The sequence below is a fragment of the Aeromonas encheleia genome, from assembly GCF_900637545.1.
Classification (GTDB): Bacteria; Pseudomonadota; Gammaproteobacteria; order Enterobacterales; family Aeromonadaceae; genus Aeromonas; species Aeromonas encheleia.
In genome coordinates, this window is sequence record NZ_LR134376.1 from 1,667,738 (window position 1) to 1,687,742 (window position 20,005).

At 60.7% G+C, this 20,005-nt stretch carries 16 protein-coding genes; 5 read left to right on the plus strand and 11 right to left on the minus strand.

What is annotated here, in order from left to right:
• The first annotated feature begins 4 nt into the window (after positions 1-4).
• From EL255_RS21540 to fabV, 3 genes are all read left to right on the plus strand, one after another.
• On the plus strand, positions 5-178 hold the full coding sequence (locus EL255_RS21540) for a hypothetical protein (RefSeq protein WP_232018924.1): 174 nt from the start codon (positions 5-7) through the stop codon (positions 176-178).
• A 70-nt stretch (positions 179-248) separates the two neighbouring features.
• Positions 249-461, plus strand: coding sequence for a hypothetical protein (locus EL255_RS21545; RefSeq protein ID WP_232018960.1), 213 nt, complete (start codon positions 249-251; stop codon positions 459-461).
• 310 nt (positions 462-771) lie between these two features.
• Positions 772-1,965 carry an enoyl-ACP reductase FabV gene (fabV, locus tag EL255_RS07950; RefSeq protein WP_042654516.1) on the plus strand — a complete coding sequence of 398 codons (1,194 nt, stop codon included), beginning with the start codon at positions 772-774 and terminating at the stop codon, positions 1,963-1,965.
• Between the two features lie 144 nt (positions 1,966-2,109).
• Here the strand turns inward: fabV and EL255_RS07955 are convergent, their stop codons facing one another.
• Positions 2,110-3,324, minus strand: coding sequence for a pyridoxal phosphate-dependent aminotransferase (locus EL255_RS07955; RefSeq protein WP_042654517.1), 1,215 nt, complete (start codon positions 3,322-3,324; stop codon positions 2,110-2,112).
• Positions 3,325-3,684: 360 nt separating this feature from the next.
• On the opposite strand from EL255_RS07955, the gene EL255_RS07960 reads away from it, so the two are divergent.
• Positions 3,685-3,894, plus strand: coding sequence for a DUF1653 domain-containing protein (locus EL255_RS07960; protein WP_042654518.1), 210 nt, complete (start codon positions 3,685-3,687; stop codon positions 3,892-3,894).
• 72 nt (positions 3,895-3,966) lie between these two features.
• On the opposite strand, the gene EL255_RS07965 is transcribed toward EL255_RS07960, so the two are convergent.
• From EL255_RS07965 to EL255_RS07985, 5 genes are all read right to left on the minus strand, one after another.
• Positions 3,967-4,224, minus strand: coding sequence for a GrxA family glutaredoxin (locus EL255_RS07965; protein WP_042654519.1), 258 nt, complete (start codon positions 4,222-4,224; stop codon positions 3,967-3,969).
• A 156-nt stretch (positions 4,225-4,380) separates the two neighbouring features.
• The gene (gene dacB, locus EL255_RS07970; protein ID WP_042654520.1) at positions 4,381-5,814 is read right to left on the minus strand and encodes a D-alanyl-D-alanine carboxypeptidase/D-alanyl-D-alanine endopeptidase; all 1,434 of its coding nucleotides are present in this window, start codon (positions 5,812-5,814) and stop codon (positions 4,381-4,383) included.
• Positions 5,815-5,985: 171 nt separating this feature from the next.
• A complete protein-coding gene (locus EL255_RS07975; protein WP_042654521.1) occupies positions 5,986-7,746 on the minus strand; it encodes a DNA repair helicase RadD in 1,761 nt (586 codons plus the stop codon).
• Between the two features lie 170 nt (positions 7,747-7,916).
• Positions 7,917-8,954 (minus strand): HlyD family secretion protein, encoded by a 1,038-nt coding sequence (locus EL255_RS07980; protein ID WP_042654522.1) that lies wholly within the window; start codon positions 8,952-8,954, stop codon positions 7,917-7,919.
• A 10-nt stretch (positions 8,955-8,964) separates the two neighbouring features.
• Positions 8,965-9,309 (minus strand): DUF3302 domain-containing protein, encoded by a 345-nt coding sequence (locus tag EL255_RS07985; protein ID WP_126623294.1) that lies wholly within the window; start codon positions 9,307-9,309, stop codon positions 8,965-8,967.
• Between the two features lie 244 nt (positions 9,310-9,553).
• Between EL255_RS07985 and EL255_RS07990 the strand changes: the two genes are divergently transcribed.
• Positions 9,554-11,182, plus strand: coding sequence for a mechanosensitive ion channel family protein (locus EL255_RS07990; RefSeq protein WP_084228393.1), 1,629 nt, complete (start codon positions 9,554-9,556; stop codon positions 11,180-11,182).
• A 67-nt stretch (positions 11,183-11,249) separates the two neighbouring features.
• Here the strand turns inward: EL255_RS07990 and EL255_RS07995 are convergent, their stop codons facing one another.
• From EL255_RS07995 to adhE, 5 genes are all read right to left on the minus strand, one after another.
• Positions 11,250-12,671, minus strand: coding sequence for a carbon starvation CstA family protein (locus EL255_RS07995; protein WP_042654524.1), 1,422 nt, complete (start codon positions 12,669-12,671; stop codon positions 11,250-11,252).
• Positions 12,672-12,813: 142 nt separating this feature from the next.
• A complete protein-coding gene (gene btsR, locus EL255_RS08000) occupies positions 12,814-13,518 on the minus strand; it encodes a two-component system response regulator BtsR (protein ID WP_042654525.1) in 705 nt (234 codons plus the stop codon).
• Positions 13,515-15,206 (minus strand): sensor histidine kinase, encoded by a 1,692-nt coding sequence (locus EL255_RS08005; RefSeq protein ID WP_042654526.1) that lies wholly within the window; start codon positions 15,204-15,206, stop codon positions 13,515-13,517. The genes btsR and EL255_RS08005 overlap by 4 nt, the downstream gene beginning before the upstream one ends.
• A gap of 354 nt (positions 15,207-15,560) precedes the next feature.
• On the minus strand, positions 15,561-16,796 hold the full coding sequence (locus EL255_RS08010; RefSeq protein WP_042654527.1) for an HD-GYP domain-containing protein: 1,236 nt from the start codon (positions 16,794-16,796) through the stop codon (positions 15,561-15,563).
• A 110-nt stretch (positions 16,797-16,906) separates the two neighbouring features.
• Positions 16,907-19,582 (minus strand): bifunctional acetaldehyde-CoA/alcohol dehydrogenase, encoded by a 2,676-nt coding sequence (gene adhE, locus EL255_RS08015; protein ID WP_042654528.1) that lies wholly within the window; start codon positions 19,580-19,582, stop codon positions 16,907-16,909.
• Positions 19,583-20,005: the final 423 nt, after the last annotated feature.

A 20,005-nucleotide genomic window follows, 5' to 3' on the forward strand; every position in this document is an offset into this window, starting at 1 on the left:
CTCCATGTCTATCTCTTCCACCCTCAAACTCGCGCTAGAGCTGGCGGCCAAGGTTACCGGCCGCGAGGAGCTGGCAGCGTTGGCGGGAGAGGTGCAGCAGCTGGGACCCATCTCCGATGAGACCGCTGCCGAGACCGAACGCCTGGCGCAAACGCTGGATGGCTTAAGCCAGCAGTAGGAACTTATCGCGCAGTTCAATCAATCCGCCGATGCCCTGACCCAGCTCGAACTGGCCAGCGTGCTCTCCCGTGACAAGCTGGCAACAGCAAGCCGGTACCGGGCAGGCCCGTGTGCTGACCGACCTGGAACGCTTGCTGGCCTCCGAGGTCAAGCAGCTGGAGCGCCAGCTGGTGGCCCTGGCCAAGACTATGCCGAGGCGCACCCAGACCATCGCGCTGCCACCATTGGCAGACACGGGCTTCATCCTGCCGGGGGCGCTGTTCGCGGTGGAGTGGTGGTAGTGCGAGGGGGGGGCCATTAGCCAGAAGGCATTTTACCGGGCCGGTGCTATCACTGGGCCTGCTGTTGATTCACCGGCCTTTTACCCCTCTTTAAACGGCTTTCGCACTGGGTAGTTTCCAGGTCTCTGAGGTTGATACACCCGATTGGGTTGAGGGTGTTGTCTTGCACCAACGGATTTTTCATTTTTCGCGGCGGGCGACGGCACTTTGCCGGTTTTCCAGGCAGTTCAACACATCAGAGCACCATAACGGGCCACAATGAGGTATCTTATGCCCCGATTTCATTCATTTAACGGTGTCGAGACCCCCTATGATCATCAAACCCAAGGTTCGCGGCTTTATCTGTACCACCACTCACCCGGTCGGTTGTGAAGCCAATGTTCGTCGCCAGATTGCTTACACCCAGGCCAAGGGCACCATCGAGAATGGTCCCAAGAAGGTACTGGTGATCGGCGCCTCCACCGGTTACGGCCTGGCCTCGCGCATTGCCACTGCCTTCGGCTCCGGCGCCGCCACCATTGGCGTCTTCTTCGAAAAGCCGAGCTCCGAGACCAAGACAGGCTCCGCCGGCTGGTACAACTCCGCCGCCTTCGACAAGGCGGCCAAAGAGGCCGGCCTGTACGCCAAGAGCATCAACGGCGATGCCTTCTCCAACGAGTGCCGCGCCAAGGTGATCGAACTCATCAAGGCCGATCTCGGCCAGATCGATCTGGTGGTCTACTCCCTGGCCTCGCCGGTGCGCAAGATGCCGGATACCGGTGAAGTGGTGCGCTCCGCGTTGAAACCCATCGGCGAGACCTACACCACCACCGCCATCGATACCAACAAGGATCAGATCATCACCGCCACCGTCGAGCCGGCGAACGAGGAAGAGATCCAGAACACCATCACCGTCATGGGCGGTCAGGACTGGGAGCTGTGGATGGCGGCCCTGCGTGATGCGGGCGTGCTGGCCGACGGCGCCAAGTCCGTTGCCTACTCCTACATAGGTACCGATCTGACCTGGCCCATCTACTGGCATGGCACCCTGGGCCGCGCCAAGGAAGATCTGGACCGCGCCGCCACCGCCATCCGTGGCGATCTGGCCGGCAAGGGCGGCACCGCTCACGTGGCCGTGCTCAAATCCGTGGTGACCCAGGCCTCCAGCGCCATTCCGGTGATGCCGCTCTACATCTCCATGGCCTTCAAGATCATGAAGGAGAAGGGCATCCACGAAGGCTGCATGGAGCAGGTCGACCGCATGCTGCGCACCCGCCTCTATGGCGAGGAGCTGGTGCTGGACGAGCAGGCCCGCATCCGCATGGATGACTGGGAGCTGCGTGACGACGTGCAGCAGACCTGCCGCGATCTCTGGCCCTCCATCACCACCGAGAACCTGTCCACGCTTACCGACTACACCGGTTACAAGCAGGAGTTCCTGCGCCTGTTTGGCTTTGGTCTGGACGAGGTGGATTACGATGCGGATGTGAATCCGGACGTGCGCTTCGACGTGGTCGAGCTGTAAGCCGACCCTGGGCCGGGGCGGTTCCCGCTCCCGGCCTGCAAAAAGCCCCTTCTGTCACAGACGGGGCTTTTTTGTTGGTGCGGCCCAGGGATGGGCGCAATAGAAAAGGCTCCCTCGGGAGCCTTTGTTGTGAAGCACGGGGGCTTACTGCTTGTAGCCTCTGAGGAAGCGCGCGAGGCGGCCTATGGCCTCTTCCAGCTCCTCTTCACGGGGCAGGAACACCAGCCGGAAGTGATCCGGCGCCGGCCAGTTGAAGCCGGTGCCTTGCACCAGCAGCAGCTTCTCTTGCTGCAGCAGGTCGAACACCATCTTCTGATCGTCGCGAATGTCGTACACCTTGGGATCCAGGCGCGGGAACATGTAGAGCGCCCCCTTGGGCTTGACGCAGGAGACCCCCGGGATCTCGTTCAGCAGCTCCCAGGCCTTGTCCCGCTGGCGACGCAGCCGGCCGCCCGGCAGGATCAGCTCGTTGATGCTCTGGTAGCCACCGAGCGCGGTCTGGATGGCGTGCTGCATGGGCACGTTGGCACAGAGCCGCATGGAGGCCAGCATCTCCAGCCCCTCGATATAGCCCTTGGCACGGCCCTTGGGCCCGGTGATGACCATCCAGCCCTGGCGGAAGCCACAGGCGCGATAGGCCTTGGAGAGGCCGTTGAAGGTCACCACCATCACATCGTCACACTGGGTACAGACGCTGGTGTGGGAGATGTCGTCATAGAGGATCTTGTCGTAGATCTCGTCGGCGAAGATGATGAGGTTGTGCTGGCGGGCGATCTCGATCAGCTCCAGCTGGAATTCGCTGCCGTAGACGGCGCCAGTCGGGTTGTTCGGGTTGATCAGCACCAGGCCGCGGGTGCGCGGGGTGATGCGGGCCCGGATGTCGTCCAGATCCGGATGCCAGTCGGCCCCTTCATCGCAGCGGTAGTGCACCGCATGACCGCCGGAGAGGGTGACGGCCGCGGTCCACAGCGGATAGTCGGGGGAGGGCACCAGCATCTCGTCGCCGTTGTTGAGCAGCGCCTGCATGGCCATCACGATCAGCTCGCTGGCGCCGTTGCCGATGTAGATGTCATCGATGTCGACCTTGCGCATCCCTTTCTGCTGGTAATACTGCATCACCGCCTTGCGGGCGGAGAACAGCCCCTTGGAGTCGCAATAGCCCTGGCTCTGGGGCATGTTGAGGATCACATCCTTGATGATCTCCTCCGGTGCATCGAAACCGAACGGGGCCGGGTTGCCGATATTGAGCTTGAGGATGCGGTGGCCTTCGTCTTCGAGACGGCGAGCCTCTTTATGCACCGGGCCGCGGATGTCATAGCAGACATCGTCGAGCTTGTGCGACTTGTCGATAGTGAACATGGTGAGCGTGATTCCTTCCCCTGGGGGCGCGTTGGCAGAAAGCGAGTTTTAGTATCTAATTTCTTTGCCCCTATTCTTCACAGAATTGAATGCTAGAACAATCTTATTTCTGGAATAAATCCCTGATTTTTCACCATCAAACAGGGTTACCAATTTGTTGATTTCAGCAGGATCGTTTGTCTGTCTGGCGAGAAACCAGTGAAAGATGAGGAATGCTTTCACCAGGCCGCCCTAGTGTATTGAAATATTCATCCCATCTGGCACGATTGGCTGGATCAGGAAACCGGCATCAGCCCCTGGTCCTGGCCGTCTCGGGACTTCGTCCGACGGGCTTTTTCATCATCTCATCGAGGCATTGCCATGCGCGCACCCGCACCCGGTCGCTACCGTCACTTCAAGGGAGGCCATTATCGGGTTCTCACCCTGGCCACTCATACCGAAACCCAGGAGTCGCTGGTCATCTATCAGTCCGAGCAGGATGGGGCCGTCTATGCCCGCCCCGTCGCCATGTTCATGGAGTGGATCGAGCATCAGGGGGCGGTGGTGAGCCGCTTCACCCCGCTGGACTGAGCCAGTGCGGCGGTGGCCATGATGCAAAAAGGCGCCAGAGAGCGCCTTTTTTATATGCAGATGATGCTGGGATCAGAGGCCCAGATTGGCCTTGGCATAGGCCTCGAAATCGGTGCAGCCACCGATGTGCTGCTCATCCAGGAAGATCTGCGGCACAGTGGTAACGGGCTTGCCCGCCTTGGCGGCCAGATCGTCCTTGGTCAGACCCTCGGCGTTGATGTCCACATAGCGGAACTCGAAATCGTCACGCTCTTCGACCAGCTGCTCGGCGAGCTGCTTGGCACGGACACAATAGGGGCAACCGGGACGACCAAAAATTTCTACAAACATCTTTTTTCTCCGTGATATGAGGCAGGGCACAGCATAGCCCCGCCTCAGGGTCAGTCAAAGTGGAAATTGCCGATACCCATGTTCGGCATCTTCGATAGCCAGCCGCTTGTTGCTTGGCAATCTGGATGGGTTGCTGCTGGCAAGGCTCAGCCCGATTTATTGCTCGGCAATCTGGATGGGTTGCTGCTGGTAGATGCTCTCCAGCACTCCTTTCTCAAATCCGGTCCAGGGCCAGGGTGCCTTGCTGGCACGGTAGCGTTCGTGGGTGGCCGGATCCTGGGACAGACCGCGTTGGAACATGACGAAGGCCTTGCGCTGACCGCTCGCCGTGTCGATGAAACCTGCCAGGTTGGAGGTGCCGGTGATGGTGCCGGTCTTGGCATGCACCTTGTTCTTCATCATGGGGGCGGTGACGCTGCGGCGCCAGGCCAGGGTGCCGTCGACCTGGGCGCTGGGCAGCAACTTGATGAAGTCGAGCTCGGCATCATTCTTCTGGATGAAGTTCAGCACCGACAGCATCTGGCGCGCGCTGATGAGGTTATGAGCGGAGAGGCCCGAGCCGTCGGCCAGGGTGGCGTTGCCGAGATCGATGCCGTTCTTGGTCAGGATGGCGCGTACCGCCATGGTGCCGCTGCGGTAGCTGCCCGGCTTGTTGTAATAGTGGCGACCCACCGTCTTCAGGAAGGTGTCGGCGTAGAGGTTGTCCGATCTCTTCAGCATCTTGCTCAGCATGACGGGCAGGGAGACGGAGTAGTGGGTCGCCAGAGTCTCGGCACCCACCGGTGCCTTGTGGGTGACGCGCAGCAGGCCGTCGTGGCTGATGCCGGCGCGGTTCATGGCCCAGCGGATGTTGTCCCAGCCCCAGGCTTCCACGTCGTGGATGGCAAAGCGTAGGCCCTGCGGCTCCTTGCTCGGGCTGATGCAGCCTTTGAGCTCATAGAAGTTGCCCTTGGCCATGTCCACTTCCAGGGCGCAGAACTGGCGCGCCATGTCGCCATAGCTCATCACCTCCACGTTGTCGGCTCCTATGCCGATGGGCACGCCGGTGGCCACGTTGCCGATGGCCGGCTTGCCAATCTGGGTGGCGGTGATGGTGCCGTAGGCGCAGTTCTTGTCGATGATGACGGAGGAGACAGGCGCCGCGAAGCAGAGGGTCTGATCCCCCCATGACCAGCCGTTGCCGCGCTCGTAGCCGTTGTAGGCACCGGTGTTGACGTAGACATTGCCCTGGATGCGGGTGACCCCGAGCTGCTTGAACAGGGCCACCAGATCCATCCGTGACAGGGTGGGATCGCCGACGAAGTTGATCCAGATATCGCCATTGATGACGTCCCCTTGCTTGGCGCCGGGCTGGGCCTGCACGTCGGTGGCGAAGCGGAAGTCGGCACCGAGTTCGAGGCGGGCGGCCAGGGCGGTGAGCACCTTCATGGTGGAGGCGGGCGCTATCATGTCGTCGGCGTGACGGGCGAATTCAACCCCGCCGTTGCCTTGTACTATGATGGCGTACTGGCCCCCCTTGGGCGGGGTCAGCGGGGTGGCGTGGGCCACCATGGAAAACAGAGCACAAAAACCAATCAACAGCCGCTGCATAAGATCCTCTAACTTGACGAAGGGGTCGGCAGTGCGATGCCAACCCTGATAACCAACCATTTACTCTCTCACCCGCTCGCCTGGAGCAGGCACTCACTAAGGTGTCCGCGGTACGACATCGATCCTGGTAGCCAATGACTCGCTCTCACAGCTGCCAGCAAGAAGCGGGCGCTAACTCAGGGTGTCCGCGGTACGGTATCGACCCTGATAATCAAAAATTTTCTCTTTCACCTGCCAGAAGCGCCCGGACTTGCGCGCGATGACAAAATCCGGATGACGAAACTGGGTGCCGGCCGCCAGCACGCTGTCCAGGGTGGTGAATTCGGGCTCCAGGCCTGGGGCGGGCCAATGATGACGCACAAAGTGCTGTTGAAACAAGCGCCGTGCGGCCAGGGAGTGAAAGCCGAAGTATTCGGTCAGGGTCAGGCCGTCCTCATCGTGGTAGGTGACCTCCAGCCGCTCCCCCTGTTTGCCCCGGCCAGCCGCGAGCGCGAGGCCGGCGCAGCGGATCACCATGCAATCCTTGAGATTGAGCGCCTCCTTGAGCTTGTCGTCCGGATCTACCAGCAACTGATCGCAGCTCTGGCAACGGCGGGCGGCGATGTCGTTCTCCGCGCCGCAGGCGGGACAAATCTTGGCGCGAAAGCGGTAGTCGCACTCCTCCCGGTTGCCCTCGTCATCCTCGAACAGCCCCTGACAGCGGCGGCCGTAGTGTTCGATCACCTTGCCATCCTCGTCGGTCTTGCCCCAGAAGGTGTTGGCAAAGCCGCAGGCGGGGCAGGGTACCTGCACCGGCTCGGTGCCGGCATGGGGCCTGGGCTCACCCACTTCGGGGGCGAACAGGTTGAAGTTGTTGCCGGCGTAGTCGAGCACCAGGCAATCGGCCTTGCCCGGCGACAGGCGCAAGCCCCGGCCGACGATCTGCTGATAGAGCGACACCGATTCGGTGGGGCGCAGCATCACGATGAGATCGACATGGGGGGCATCGAAGCCGGTGGTGAGCACCGCCACGTTGACCAGAAACTTGATCTCCCGCGCCTTGAAGGCGTGGATGAGGGCATCCCGCTCCGGGCCCGGGGTCTCGCCGGTGACGAGGGCCGCCGTCTGGGATTTGGCGAGCAGCAGCCCCTGAATTTCCCGGGCGTGCTCGACGGTGGCGGCGAAGATCATCACCCCCTGCCGATCGGCGGCGTATTCCAGCACCTGGCTCAGGATATGGGGGGTGACCCGCTGCTGGCGTTTGAGCTCGCCATTGAGATCCGCCTCGCTGAACAGGCCGTTCTCCCGTGGCACCAGCTTGCTGAAGTCGTAGTGGACTATGGGGGCATCGACCAGCCGGGGCGGGGTCAGGTAGCCATTCTTCACCATGTAGCGCAGCGGCAGCTCGAACACGCAGTCACCAAACAGCCGTTCGCCGTGGCTCTTCACCATGCCGTGATAGTGGCGCCGGTAGATCCAGCCCAGCCCCAACCGGTAGGGGGTGGCGGTGAGGCCGAGGATCTTGAGGGCCGGGTTGGTGGCTCTGAGATGGCCGATCACCTGATGGTACTGGCTGTCATCATCGAGCGAGACCCGGTGGCACTCGTCGATGATGAGCAACGAAAAGGCGCCATCGAAGGCAGCCAGGTTGCGGGCCACCGACTGCACCGAGCCGAACACCACCTGGGCGCTGGCCTGCTTGCGATCCAGCCCGGCGGCGAAGATGTCGGCACGCAGATCCCAGGCCTCGTACTTGGCGTGGTTCTGCTCCACCAGCTCCTTGACGTGGGCCAGCACCAGCACCCGGCCACGGGCCTTGCGGGCCAGCTCGGCGATCACCAGGCTCTTGCCGGCGCCGGTTGGCAATACCACCACGGCGGGATCCGGACGTTGACGAAAGTGCTGGATGACGGCGTTGACTGCGTCTGTCTGATAGGGTCTGAGAACGAACATGAGGAGACTGGTCGGTGCGAGATGGCGCCATTATAGGGATCTTGCCGCCAAAATGCAGCGGGCAGGCGTGAGAGGGCAGAAGTGATATGGGGCAAGGTGGTGACGGGCGTCTCGCCGCCAAAGGAAGCGGGCCAGAATGATTCTGGCCCGCCGAGAGAGTGCAATCTTGCTTAGTGGAAGGGGAACAGGTAGTTGAGCCAGCTACCCATGCGCAGCAGAATCTTACGCATGATGGCCACATGGTGGAAATAATCGGTGTAGATAGCCGCCTGGCCACTCGAGCCCGCGATCACCTGATACTTGGACCACTCGGGGTCGGTGATCTTGATGAGGACAGGCAGACGGCCCGGCACCTGGGCTGAGGTCTGATCCAGCAAGCCTATGTTGGCCTGCACGTTACCCGAGGCGATGGCGGGGATCACGGCTTGTACCTCACCCTTGAAAATCTTGCCTGGGATACCGTCGATCACCACCTCGGCTTCATCGCCGACCGCCAGTCGCTGCATGCTGTTCTGCCAGAACCAGCCGACATAAGAGGTATCGTCCTCGTGGATGAAGGTCATCACAGGGCGATACATGTAGGGGGTCGCTATCATGCCGGGGCGCAGCGCCAGCTGGACGACGTGGCCATCGCTCGGGGCATAGACCACGGTCTGCTCCAGCGCGTACTTGGCCTCGTTGAGCTGTGCCTGCAGATCATTGATGGTCGCTTTTTGCTGATCCAGCTGGGCGACGATGTCGTCCACGTTGGCCTGGGTGACGTCGAGGTCACGCTGCTTGCCGATGCCGCGGCGTACCAGCTCCAGGGCACGATCGCGATCCAGGCTGGCTGAACGGAGTCTGGCACCGAGTGCCTTGAGGAAATCCTGATTGGAGTCGAGCCGCGCCGTCAGGCTGGCGACCTTCTGCTCGAAGGGTTCTGACTCGATGCGAAACAGCACATCTCCCTTTTTGACTTTCTGGTTGGGCTTGACATCAACTTCGCTGACGCGGCCCTTCACCAGAGGCACTATGGGGGTGGAGACGTAGTAGTTGCGCGACATTTCAGAATAGGGATGGTTGTAGTTCATCAGTACGATGAGCGCCCCTATGATGAAGACGCCACCGAGCACGGCCGTCGGCACTGTCCACTTGTTGAGCGGGATCTTGAAGATCTTGAAAATCCCTACACAGATGGCGGTATAGGTAAGAATGAGTAGCAAGTCCATGAAATATTACCTACTTTTCGGTCTGTTCGAGCGTTGCCATACGGGCTTGCAATGCGGCAAGTTCTTGCTTGAGTGTGGAGATCTCATTCTCGTCTTTTTCCAGACGCTGATTGAAACCCCAACCCCGATCGGGACGATAAATCGTGGCCCAGATCCAGAGGAAGGGCCAGAGCACATGCAGGGTGAACAGGCTAACCCAGCCCGCCACATGAATGGCGTCCTGATGGGGATGATTGCGGTGTTTGGCAATTTCATACGGGATATCGTGAATGACGATAACGCCGTAGAACATGACCAGAACGACAAACACCAATATCCCGAGGGCAACGTAGGTAAGTATGTAATCAGGTATCATTAATGTCTCCAATCGAGGCTGCAAGGTCACACACTGACTTGCACCCATAGTTTCTGGTGCATGATGACAGCATATTACGTCAGCGCAAGACTGCAATCAGAGTGTTGACATTCCGGTACAGCCTCGGTTCATTGGCTGGTCATAAACCGCGCACGATGAATTTCTTTCTGTAAAATCAAAGGGGAAAAGGGATTCGGATGTCACAGCTCAAGGAGATGAGTTAGCGATGAAAAGACCATGCTGGATGAGTCTGTTATGGGGAGGGCTGCTGCTGGTCAGCCTGTTGTCGGCAAGGATCGGCTGGGCGGCAGAGCCCAGGATGGCGCCCACCGAGCAGGAGCGGTCACAGACCCTGATCCTGCTCCATGAGCCCATCGTCATGTTGCAGACCAAGTATGGCAGCCTGGATGGGGCGGCCAGGGTGCGGCTGGTCCATGAACGGCTCCAGGCCATGGCGCCCGGCGACTTGAACTCGCCCGTCACCCTGGCCAAGGGGACTCGGGTCGGCCAGGATAGCCGGGAGTTCATGGTGAACGGCAAGCGCATTCTGGTGCTGCTGGCCGGCGATCTGGACGAATTCGATGAGTTGACGCTGGATCAGGCGGCCGAGCGGGTCCGGCTGCGCCTGGATGAGGTCCGCATCAAGTATCTTGAGCTGCATTCAGCCCCCTATCTGCTCAAGGCCGTCGGCAAGACCCTGCTGGCCAGTGCCCTCTTCTTTGGCCTGGTCTGGCTGCTGCAAAAGGGGCTGCGGCTGGTCAAGAAGTGGCTCGCCAACCGCCTGCTGTTGCAGAGGGGGTTGATCCCCCATCAGTGGCGCCAGGTGGCGGGCAATGTCGAGGCTCGCCTGCTGAGTCTGCTGACGCTGCTGCTGATCTTCGCACTCACCTATGGCTGGCTCACCTATGTGCTGGGGCTCTTTCCGCAAACGCGGGCCTGGAGCGAGCGGCTGGGAGACTCCTTGTTCACCCTGTGCGGCGACATGCTGGAGGGGATGATCGCGGCCATGCCGGGGCTGGTGACGGTGCTGCTGATCATCGTCATCACCCGCTTCTTCATCCGGATGTTGGCCATAGTGTTCGATCGCATCGAGCGCGGCCAGTTCCGGGTGCAGGGCCTGCACGCCGAGACCATAGGCGCCACCCGGCGGTTGCTCTCGGTGGTGATCTGGCTGTTCGCCCTGACGGTGGCCTATCCCTACCTGCCCGGCGCCAATTCCGACGCCTTCAAGGGGATCAGCGTCTTCTTCGGGCTGATGGTGACCCTGGGCTCGGCCGGGATCATGAACCATGCCATGAGCGGTCTGGTGCTCATCTACTCCCGCGCCCTGCGGCCCGGCGATCTGGTTCAGATCGGCGAGGTGGAGGGGATGGTGACCGAGCTCAACGCCCTCTCGACCAAGCTGGTGACGCGCCAGGATCACGAGGTGACCCTGCCCAATGCCGTGGTGGTCGGCGGCAGGGTGACCAATCTCACGCGGCTGGCGGGGGACAAGGGGGTCGCCCTGCTGACCAAGGTGACCATCGGCTACGACACCCCCTGGCGTCAGGTGCACGCCATGCTGGAGCTGGCGGCGCGGCGCTGTCAGCAGCTCAACCAGGCCGAGCCACCGCTGGTGCGCCAGCTCAACCTGCAGGACTGGTATGTGGAGTACGAGCTGCAGGTGCGCATGAAGGACGGCTTGTTGCCCGCGGTAGCCAAGACGGAGCTGCATGGCCACATCCAGGATGTGTTCAACGAGTTCGGGGTGCAGATCATGTCCCCCAACTTCATCGCCCAGCCGGAGCAGGCGGTGCTGGTGGCCAGAGAGCACTGGTATCAGGCCCCGGCCGAGGCGCCCGCGGAGGAGAGTCCGGCGGCCAGACAGGGGTGAACGCAGAGGGAAAACGAGAAGGCCCGGCAGCGATGCCGGGCCTTCATATTTGGGTGCGATACGCGGGTTAGTTCTCCTTCACCGCGCTCAGCCGGGATGGCCTGAACCTGATCAGGAAGGCCAGGGTGATGACGGCGGTACACACCAGGCCGATGATGGTGGAGATGTCCATCGCCAGACCAAAGCCGATGGGCGCGTTGGCCAGGTAGGTAAACACCACGGCGGTCATAAACATGGCGGGGATGGTGCAGACCCAGTGCAGCTTGCCTTCCTTGATGAGGTAGGCGGCGGCGGCCCACAGCATGATGACGGCGGTGGTCTGGTTGGCCCAGCCGAAGTAGCGCCAGATCACCCCGAACTCCGCCTTGGAGATGATGAAGCCGAGGATGAACATGGGGACGGCGATCAGCAGTCGCTTGGCCATGGGCTTCTGGGTCAGCTTCAGGAAGTCCGCCACTATGAGGCGGGCACTGCGAAACGCGGTGTCACCGGAGGTGATGGGCAGGATCACCACGCCGAGGATGGCCAGGATGCCGCCGACCGTGCCGAGCAGGCTGGTGGAGACTTCGTGCACCACGGCCGCCGGGCCGCCGCTCGCCAGGGTGGCGTTGAGCGCTTCGGTGCTGTCGTAGAAGGAGAGACCCAGGGTACACCAGATGAGGGCGATGATCCCTTCACCTATCATGGCGCCGTAGAAGATGAAGCGGCCGGACTTCTCATTCTGCATGCAGCGCGCCATCAGCGGGGACTGGGTGGCATGGAAGCCGGAGACGGCGCCACAGGCGATGGTGATGAACAGCAGCGGCCACAGCGGCAGCTCGGTCGGGTGCAGGTTGGAGAAGTCCATCCCGGTGTTGTAGAAGCCTTTGCCGGAGACGATGAGGCCGATGATGAGACCGACCGACATGAACACCAGCAGGGCGCCGAAGATGGGGTAGAAGCGACCGATGATCTTGTCGATGGGGACTATGGTGGCGAGGATGTAGTAGGCAAAGATCGCCACTATCCAGTAGACCAGATCGGTGGAGGTGAGGTTCGCCAGCAGGCCCGCCGGGCTCAGCACGAACACCACGCCCACCAGCATCAGCAGCACCACGGCAAACAGGTTCATGAAGTGCTTGGCGGTGGTGCCCAGGTGCTCACCGACCACTGTTGGTACCGAGGCGCCCTTGGCGCGCACCGACAGCATGCCGGAGAAGTAGTCGTGGACCGCGCCGGCGAAGATGCAGCCAAACACTATCCAGAGCATGGCGACCGGGCCGTACAGGGCGCCCAGGATGGGGCCGAAGATGGGGCCGACCCCGGCGATGTTGAGCAGTTGAACCAGGTAGACCTTCTTGTCCGACATGGGCACATAGTCCACGCCGTCGGCCATGGTGATGGCAGGGGTGGCGAGCTCGGGTTGCGGGCCAAATATCCGCTCGATGAACTTGCCATAGAAGAAATAGCCAGCCACTAGCAGGCCGACGCAGAGGAAGAACCAGATCATTGTTACGCTCCAGCATTGTTATTTTATGGTGTGCGCGGTCAGTCTAAGTGGGCTCTTCTGTTAACGGCAGGTAAAGGTGGTGAGCGGCGGCATGGCGACCCGAGCGGTTGCCGACTGTGAGCCGGCGCACACTCAGGCCAGGTCACTCCAGGCCTAACTCATCCCTCAGCTCCTTGAGGTAGCGACGGCTGACCGGCACCCTGGCCCCGCTTTGGGTGACGATCTGGGCCAGCTGATTCTCCAGCAACTGGATCTCGAAGATAGCGTGTGGGGCCACCAGATATTGGCGGTGGCAGCGCAGCAGCGGGGTCTTCTCCTCCAGCGACTTGAGCGTGAGTTGGGTGTGAAACAGCTCACCCTGGCAGGCGACGTGCACCCCGCCGAGATCCGAGAAGGCATACTCCACCTGCTCTATGGGCAGCAGCCGCACCCGGTTGTGCAGGTAGCCGGGAATGTGGCGAATGGCGGGCGCCAGCGAGGTGATGGACTGGGGGGTGAGATCCTGCTTGAGGCGCGCCAGCGTCTTGGCCAGCCGGACGGGCTCGACCGGCTTGAGCAGGTAGTCGAAGGCGTTCTCCTCGAAGGCCTGGATGGCGTAGTCATCAAACGCCGTGACGAACACGATGCGGGGCAGGGGATCGAGCATGGCCACCAGCTCCATGCCGCTGAGCTTGGGCATCTGGATATCGAGAAACACCACGTCCGGCTTGAGTCGCTGGATGAGCGGCAGCGCCTCAAGGGCGTTGGCGGCCGCGCCGAGGATCTCGATATCGGGGTCACTGCCGAGCAGCTCGGCCAGCTCTTCGCGGGCATAGGGCTCGTCATCGACGATCAGGATGCGGATCATGTTATCTCCTTGGAAGGGGGCCGGGGCGCCTTGGGGATGCTGAAGGAGACCCGGGTCCATTGCTCCGGCTCGCACTGGACGCTGAGGCCGAAGCGATCGCCGAAGGCACTCTTGAGTCGGCGGTCCACTATGTTCATGCCGAGCCCGTCCCCCGTCAGATCCCCCTGCCATGCGCCGGCGTTGTCCTCGACGCAGAGCCTGACCAGCTCGGGGGTCTCCTCCGCGTAGAGGCGGATGCGGCCATGTTCCAGCAGGGTGGAGATGCCGTGCTTGATGGCATTCTCGATGAGGGGCTGCAGGGTGAAGCTCGGCAACTGCAGCTGGCCCAGCCGCGGCGGGATCTCGTTTTGCACTGTCAATCGCTCACCAAAGCGGGCCAGCTCGATCTCCAGGTAGGATTGGCAGTGCTCCTGCTCCTCCTGCAGGGTGGCCATGTCGCTCTGGCGCTTGAGGTTCTTGCGAAAGAAGCGGGACAGATGCAGCAGCAGCTGGCGTGCCCGCTCGGGGTCGCGCCGGGTGATGGCGCTGATGGTGTTGAGGGTGTTGAACAGGAAGTGGGGGTTGATCTGGGCCTGGATGAGTTTGAGCTCGGACTGCACCAGCAACCGTTGCTGCTGCTCCAGCCGGCCGCTCAGCAGCTGCTGGGAAAGCAGGTTGGCGATCCCTTCCCCCAGGGTGTGGTTGATCTTGAGGAACAATCGCTTCTTGGGTTCATAGAGCTTGATGGTGCCTATCACCCCCTTGTCCCCTTGCAGCGGGATCACCAGCACCGAGCCGAGCTGGCACTGGGGGGAGATGCTGCAGCGATAGGGCTGGCGGTTGCCGTCGGCGAACAGCACCTTGTTCCGGGCGATGGCCTGCAGGGTGATGGCCGAGGTGATGGGGGTACCCGGCTTGTGGTGATCCTCGCCGGTGCCGATGAAGGCCAGGATCTTGTCGGTATCCGTGATGGCGACGGCACCGACCCCGGTCTCTTCCTGCACGATGCGGGCGATTTTGTTGCTCGCCTCGACGGTGAAGCCCTGGGTCATGATGCCGACGGTGCGGTTGGCGATGGTGAGTGCCTTGGCGGAGAAGACCCGGGAGAACTTCTCGTACATCCGTTGCTGGTCGCGGATCATGCTGATGAACAGCGCCGCCCCGCAGGAGTTGGCCAGGATCATGGGGGTGGCTATGGTGCGCACCAGCTGCAGGGCCTGCTCAAAGGGCGTGGCGACCAGCAGTATGATGACCATCTGCAAGATCTCGGCGTAGAGGGTGGTGAAGAAGGCGATCCGGGGTTTGAACAGGGCATCCACCCGGTTGGTCCGCATCAGTCGCCAGTGCACCAGGCCACCCAGCAAGCCCTCGCAGGTGGTGGAGATGGCGCAGGCGAGATCGGTAAATCCGCCGAGGGTATAGCGGTGCAGGCCACCGGTCAGTCCCACCAGAAAGCCCACCAGCGGACCCCCCAGCAGCCCGCCCAGCACGGCGCCGACGGCGCGGGTGTTGGCGATGGCGTCATCTATGTCCAGCCCGACGTAGGTGCCGAGGATGCAAAAGCAGGAAAAAATAACGTATATCAAGACTTTGTGGGGGAGCCTGACCGAGTAGTTGGCCAGGGGGCGCAGCAGCGGACTCTTGGAAAAGAGGTAGGCGATGACCAGGCTGACGCTCATCTGCTGCAGCAGGGAGAGGACTAACTGCATAAAAAACGTTCCTTTAAAACCATGGCGCGCAGTGGCCCCGGCGCGGCGTTTTGTGATCCGGATCCTGTTCCGTCTCGGGCAATGGGTGTATCGCGGCGAGCAGTTTGCCAGAATGCTGGAGTAAAACCATATAAAATCAGCATGTTAAATTGATATTTGTGTAATCGATTCAGGCTTGGTATTGCTGAAGAGAGCATGAATGTATCCGCTGGATACGCTACACGGAGGTAGCATGCTCCGCCCGGCCTTCTGGCTGGGCGTTTTTTATTCAGGTTCAATAGCGGACCATTTTGAGGGGGATTGGGCAATTATTCAGGTTTGTCCAATGAGTTATCCCCAGCTTCTGGGGATAACTCAGAAGGCGAAATAGTAACAGAAGCGCCGGGTCAGGTTGAAAAACAGCCGTTGCCCCTCGTCCAGCTCCTCCCGCCTGATGCAGGCGGTGATGGCTCTCCCGTCCTCCCGCAGATCGATCATCGGCACCCCTTCCGGGCGCTGCGCCTTGCAGTAGGGCAGCACCTTGGGTCTGAGGGGCATGCTGGGCTCGGTGGAGAGCACCAGCGCTACCGAGCCGTCGTCGAGGCGAACCAGAGAGCCGGGTGGATAGACCCCCAGCACCTTGATCAGCAATTTGACCAGATCCTGATCGAACTTCTTCTGGGACTGCTTGTAGAGCTGGGCTATGGCCTGGCTCGGCGCCGCCGGGGTGGCGCTGCTGCGCGGGTGCAACAGCTCGTCGTAGTAATCCACCAGGCCGATGAGGCGGGCGAGGGGAGGGATCTCTCCCCCCTTGCTGCCGAGCGGGAAGCCGCTGCCGTCGAGTCGCTCGTGATGCAGATGGGCGACCTGGCGGATCCTGGGCTCAAATGCCTGCAGGTGGTTGAGCATCTCCAGCCCGTACTGGGGGTGCATGTTGAGAAAATTCAATTCGGCACGGCTGAGCTCCCCCCGCTTCTGGGTGATCTGGCTCGGGATCCTGAGCTCGCCAATGTCGTGGACTAGCCCGGCCAGCCCCACCTCTTCCATCTCGACGGGGCTCATGCCCAGCTCGCGGGCCATCAGCATGGCGATGAAGGCCACGCTCAGGCTGTGCTGCAGCAGGATATCCGTGTGCTGGCTGCGGATCAGGTGCAAGCCAAGCGGCCCCTCGTGGGCGGCCATGCGGGCGGCGGCATCGCGCACTATCTGCGCCGTGTGGGCCAGCCCCTCGTCCGGCTTGAGGTTGAGGGCGCCAAGCGCATCGCGCAGCTCGGACAGGGATTGGCCGAATGCCTTGTCGGCGGCGCGCAGGGAGCGGCGAAAGGCCTTCTCGTCGAACATGGCTGGTTCGGGGAGGAGGGGTTCCTTGAGGGGAACGGATAGGGTGACCGCGGGAGTGGTGTCGCCGTGCAAGAGGGGCTCGACCGGGAGATCGCTTCGTGTGGGATCCACCATCAGCAGGGTGAGTTGGAGGTGGCGGATGATGTCGAGCTGCTGCTGATCGCGGATCTTGAAGGCATTGAACATGAAGGGGTGACTGGTCCATCCCGTGGGGAGATGGATGTAGTGGCCGATTCTTAACTGCTCGATGGAGGCTTGGATCAGCGCCATTGGCTAGCTCTTGTTTCGTGTTTGCCTACCAACAAGCTAGCAAAATTAAACAGATAGACAAATAAAAAAGCCCGCGCAGGTGCGCGGGCTCTCTATCACAAGGCTAGTTATCAGGCCTTGGATTTTTTCTTGCTTTCAACCTTGGTCTCTACCTTGGCTTCCACCTTGGTCGCTACCTGAGCTTCCTCGGTGAAGGGACGGCCGTAGTAGGTGTCCATCAGGATGGCTTTCAGCTCGGTGATCAGCGGGTAGCGCGGGTTGGCACCGGTGCACTGGTCATCGAAGGCTTCCAGCGCCAGCTGGTCAACCTTGGCCAGGAAGTCGGCTTCGTTCACACCGGCTTCACGGATGGAGGCCGGGATGCCCAGGGTCGCTTTCAGCTCGTCCAGCCAGGCCAGCAGCTTCTCGATCTTGGCAGCGGTACGGTCACTGGCCGCAGTCAGACCCAGGTGGTCGGCGATTTCGGCGTAACGACGACGAGCCTGCGGACGATCGTACTGGGAGAAAGCGGTCTGCTTGGTCGGGTTGTCGTTCGCGTTGTAGCGGATGACGTTGCTGATCAGCAGGGCGTTAGCCAAGCCGTGCGGAATGTGGAATTCAGCACCCAGCTTGTGCGCCATGGAGTGACAGACACCCAGGAAGGCGTTGGCGAATGCGATACCGGCGATGGTCGCAGCATTGTGCACCTTCTCGCGAGCAACCGGATCGTTGGCACCGTTCTGGTAGCTGGACGGCAGATACTCTTTCAGCAGCTTCAGCGCTTGCAGTGCCTGGCCATCGGAGTATTCGTTAGCCAGTACGGAAACGTAGGCTTCCATGGCGTGAGTGACCGCATCCACACCACCGAAGGCGCACAGGGACTTGGGCATGTTCATGACCAGGTTGGCATCGACGATGGCCATGTTCGGGGTCAGCTCGTAGTCGGCCAGCGGGTACTTCATGCCGGTGGCGTCGTCGGTTACTACCGCAAACGGGGTGACTTCAGAGCCGGTACCGGAAGTGGTGGTGATACAGACCAGTTCGGCCTTCACGCCCATTTTCGGGAACTTGTAGATACGCTTGCGGATGTCCATGAAGCGCATGGCCAGATCTTCGAACGCAGTGTCCGGGTGCTCGTACATGACCCACATGATCTTGGCCGCATCCATCGGTGAACCACCACCCAGCGCCAGGATAACGTCCGGCTTGAAGGAGTTGGCCATCTCGGCGCCCTTGCGGACGATGGACAGGGTCGGGTCGGCTTCTACTTCGTAGAATACTTCCACTTCCATGTTCAGCTTCTTGAGCAGACGAACCACGTCGTCGGCATAGCCGTTGTTGAACAGGAAACGGTCGGTGACCACCATTGCACGCTTCTTGCCTTCCAGATCACCGAGGGCGATCGGCAGGGAGCCACGACGGAAATAGATGGATTTCGGAAGTTTGTGCCACAGCATATTTTCTGCCCGTTTTGCGACTGTCTTCTTGTTGATCAGGTGCTTGGGACCGACGTTCTCGGAGATGGAGTTACCACTCCAGGAGCCGCAACCCAGGGTCAGGGAAGGAGCAAGAGCGAAGTTGTACAGGTCACCGATACCACCCTGGGTGGAGGGGGTGTTGATCAGGATACGGGCGGTCTTCATCTTGTCGCCGAAGTATCTGATGCGGTCGGCGTTGCGATCCTGGTCGGTGTACAGACCGGAGGTGTGGCCGATACCACCGATGTTGACCATGTCACAGGCCATATCAACAGCGTCTTCGAAGTTTTTGGCACGGAACATACCCAGCGTCGGGGAGAGCTTCTCGTGAGCGAACTCATCTTCAGCGCAGAGTTCCAGACCTTCACCGATCAGGATCTTGGTGGTGGCAGGCACAGTCACGCCAGCCATGGCCGCGATCTTGGTGGCCGGCTGGCCCACGATGTCGGCGTTCAGCGCGCCGTTAATCAGCAGCACCTTACGTACCTTGTCAGCTTCATCTTTGGACAGGATGTAGCCGTCGTGGCTGGAGAAACGCTCTTTCACCTGATTGTAGATGGAGTCAACCACGATGACAGCTTGCTCGGACGCACAGACCACACCGTTGTCGAAGGTCTTGGACATCAGGATGGAGGCGACGGCACGCTTCACATCAGCGGTTTCGTCGATGACGATCGGCACGTTACCCGCACCCACGCCGATGGCAGGCTTGCCTGAGGAGTAAGCGGCTTTCACCATGCCCGGGCCACCGGTGGCCAGGATCAGGTTGATGTCGTTGTGCTTCATCAGCGCGTTGGACAGCTCAACGGAAGGTTGATCGATCCAGCCGATGATGTCTTTCGGTGCACCGGCGGAGATGGCTGCATCCAGTACCAGCTTGGCAGCGGTATTGGTGGAGTTCTTGGCGCGGGGGTGCGGGGAGAAGATGATGGCGTTACGAGTCTTCAGGGAGATAAGGGCTTTGAAGATCGCAGTAGCGGTCGGGTTGGTGGTCGGAACGATACCGCAGATGATACCTACCGGCTCGGCGATGATCATGGTGCCCATCTCGTCATCCTGGCTCAGGATGCCGCAGGTCTTCTCGTCTTTGTAAGCGTTATAGATGTATTCGGAGGCGAAGTGGTTCTTGATAACCTTGTCTTCGATGATACCCATACCGGACTCTGCCACGGCCATTTGGGCCAAGGGGATACGGGCGTTGCTGGCGGCCAGGGCGGCGGCACGGAAAACCTTGTCTACCTGCTCTTGCGAGAAGCTGGCGAATTCACGCTGTGCTTCTTTGACGCGGGCAACCAGTGCATCCAGTTCAGCCAAATTGGTTACTGCCATGTTTATCTCCTGATGATTTGAAAACTGTTTAGTAAGACCTTGGCAATGCCCGGCAATTATAGCCTTCCTGTCAAGGATAGAATCACCACAACGGGGTATTTACATGCCTTACTAAATTGCTTTCTGAGTCGATTATAGAGCGGGGTCGCTGCAGAAAAACTTGATCTGGATCATATGTAACAAAAGAACAAAAGAAATTTTGTTTCATATATGTAGATCGGTTGAGGCGATCGGCAAGCAGGGCGGGGGCTGGCAGCGATAATCCCTGCATTAATTAAGGGATATGTTTAATTTTTCAAATGGTTAGTGAAGATGCGCCAAGGGATCTTGAGCACCTTCGGCCCACGTGGGTCAGGGGCGCGCTGGATTCGCAGGCGATCATCTCGCGGTAGCCCCTTACCTTGTTACCGTTGTTTGCGGCAA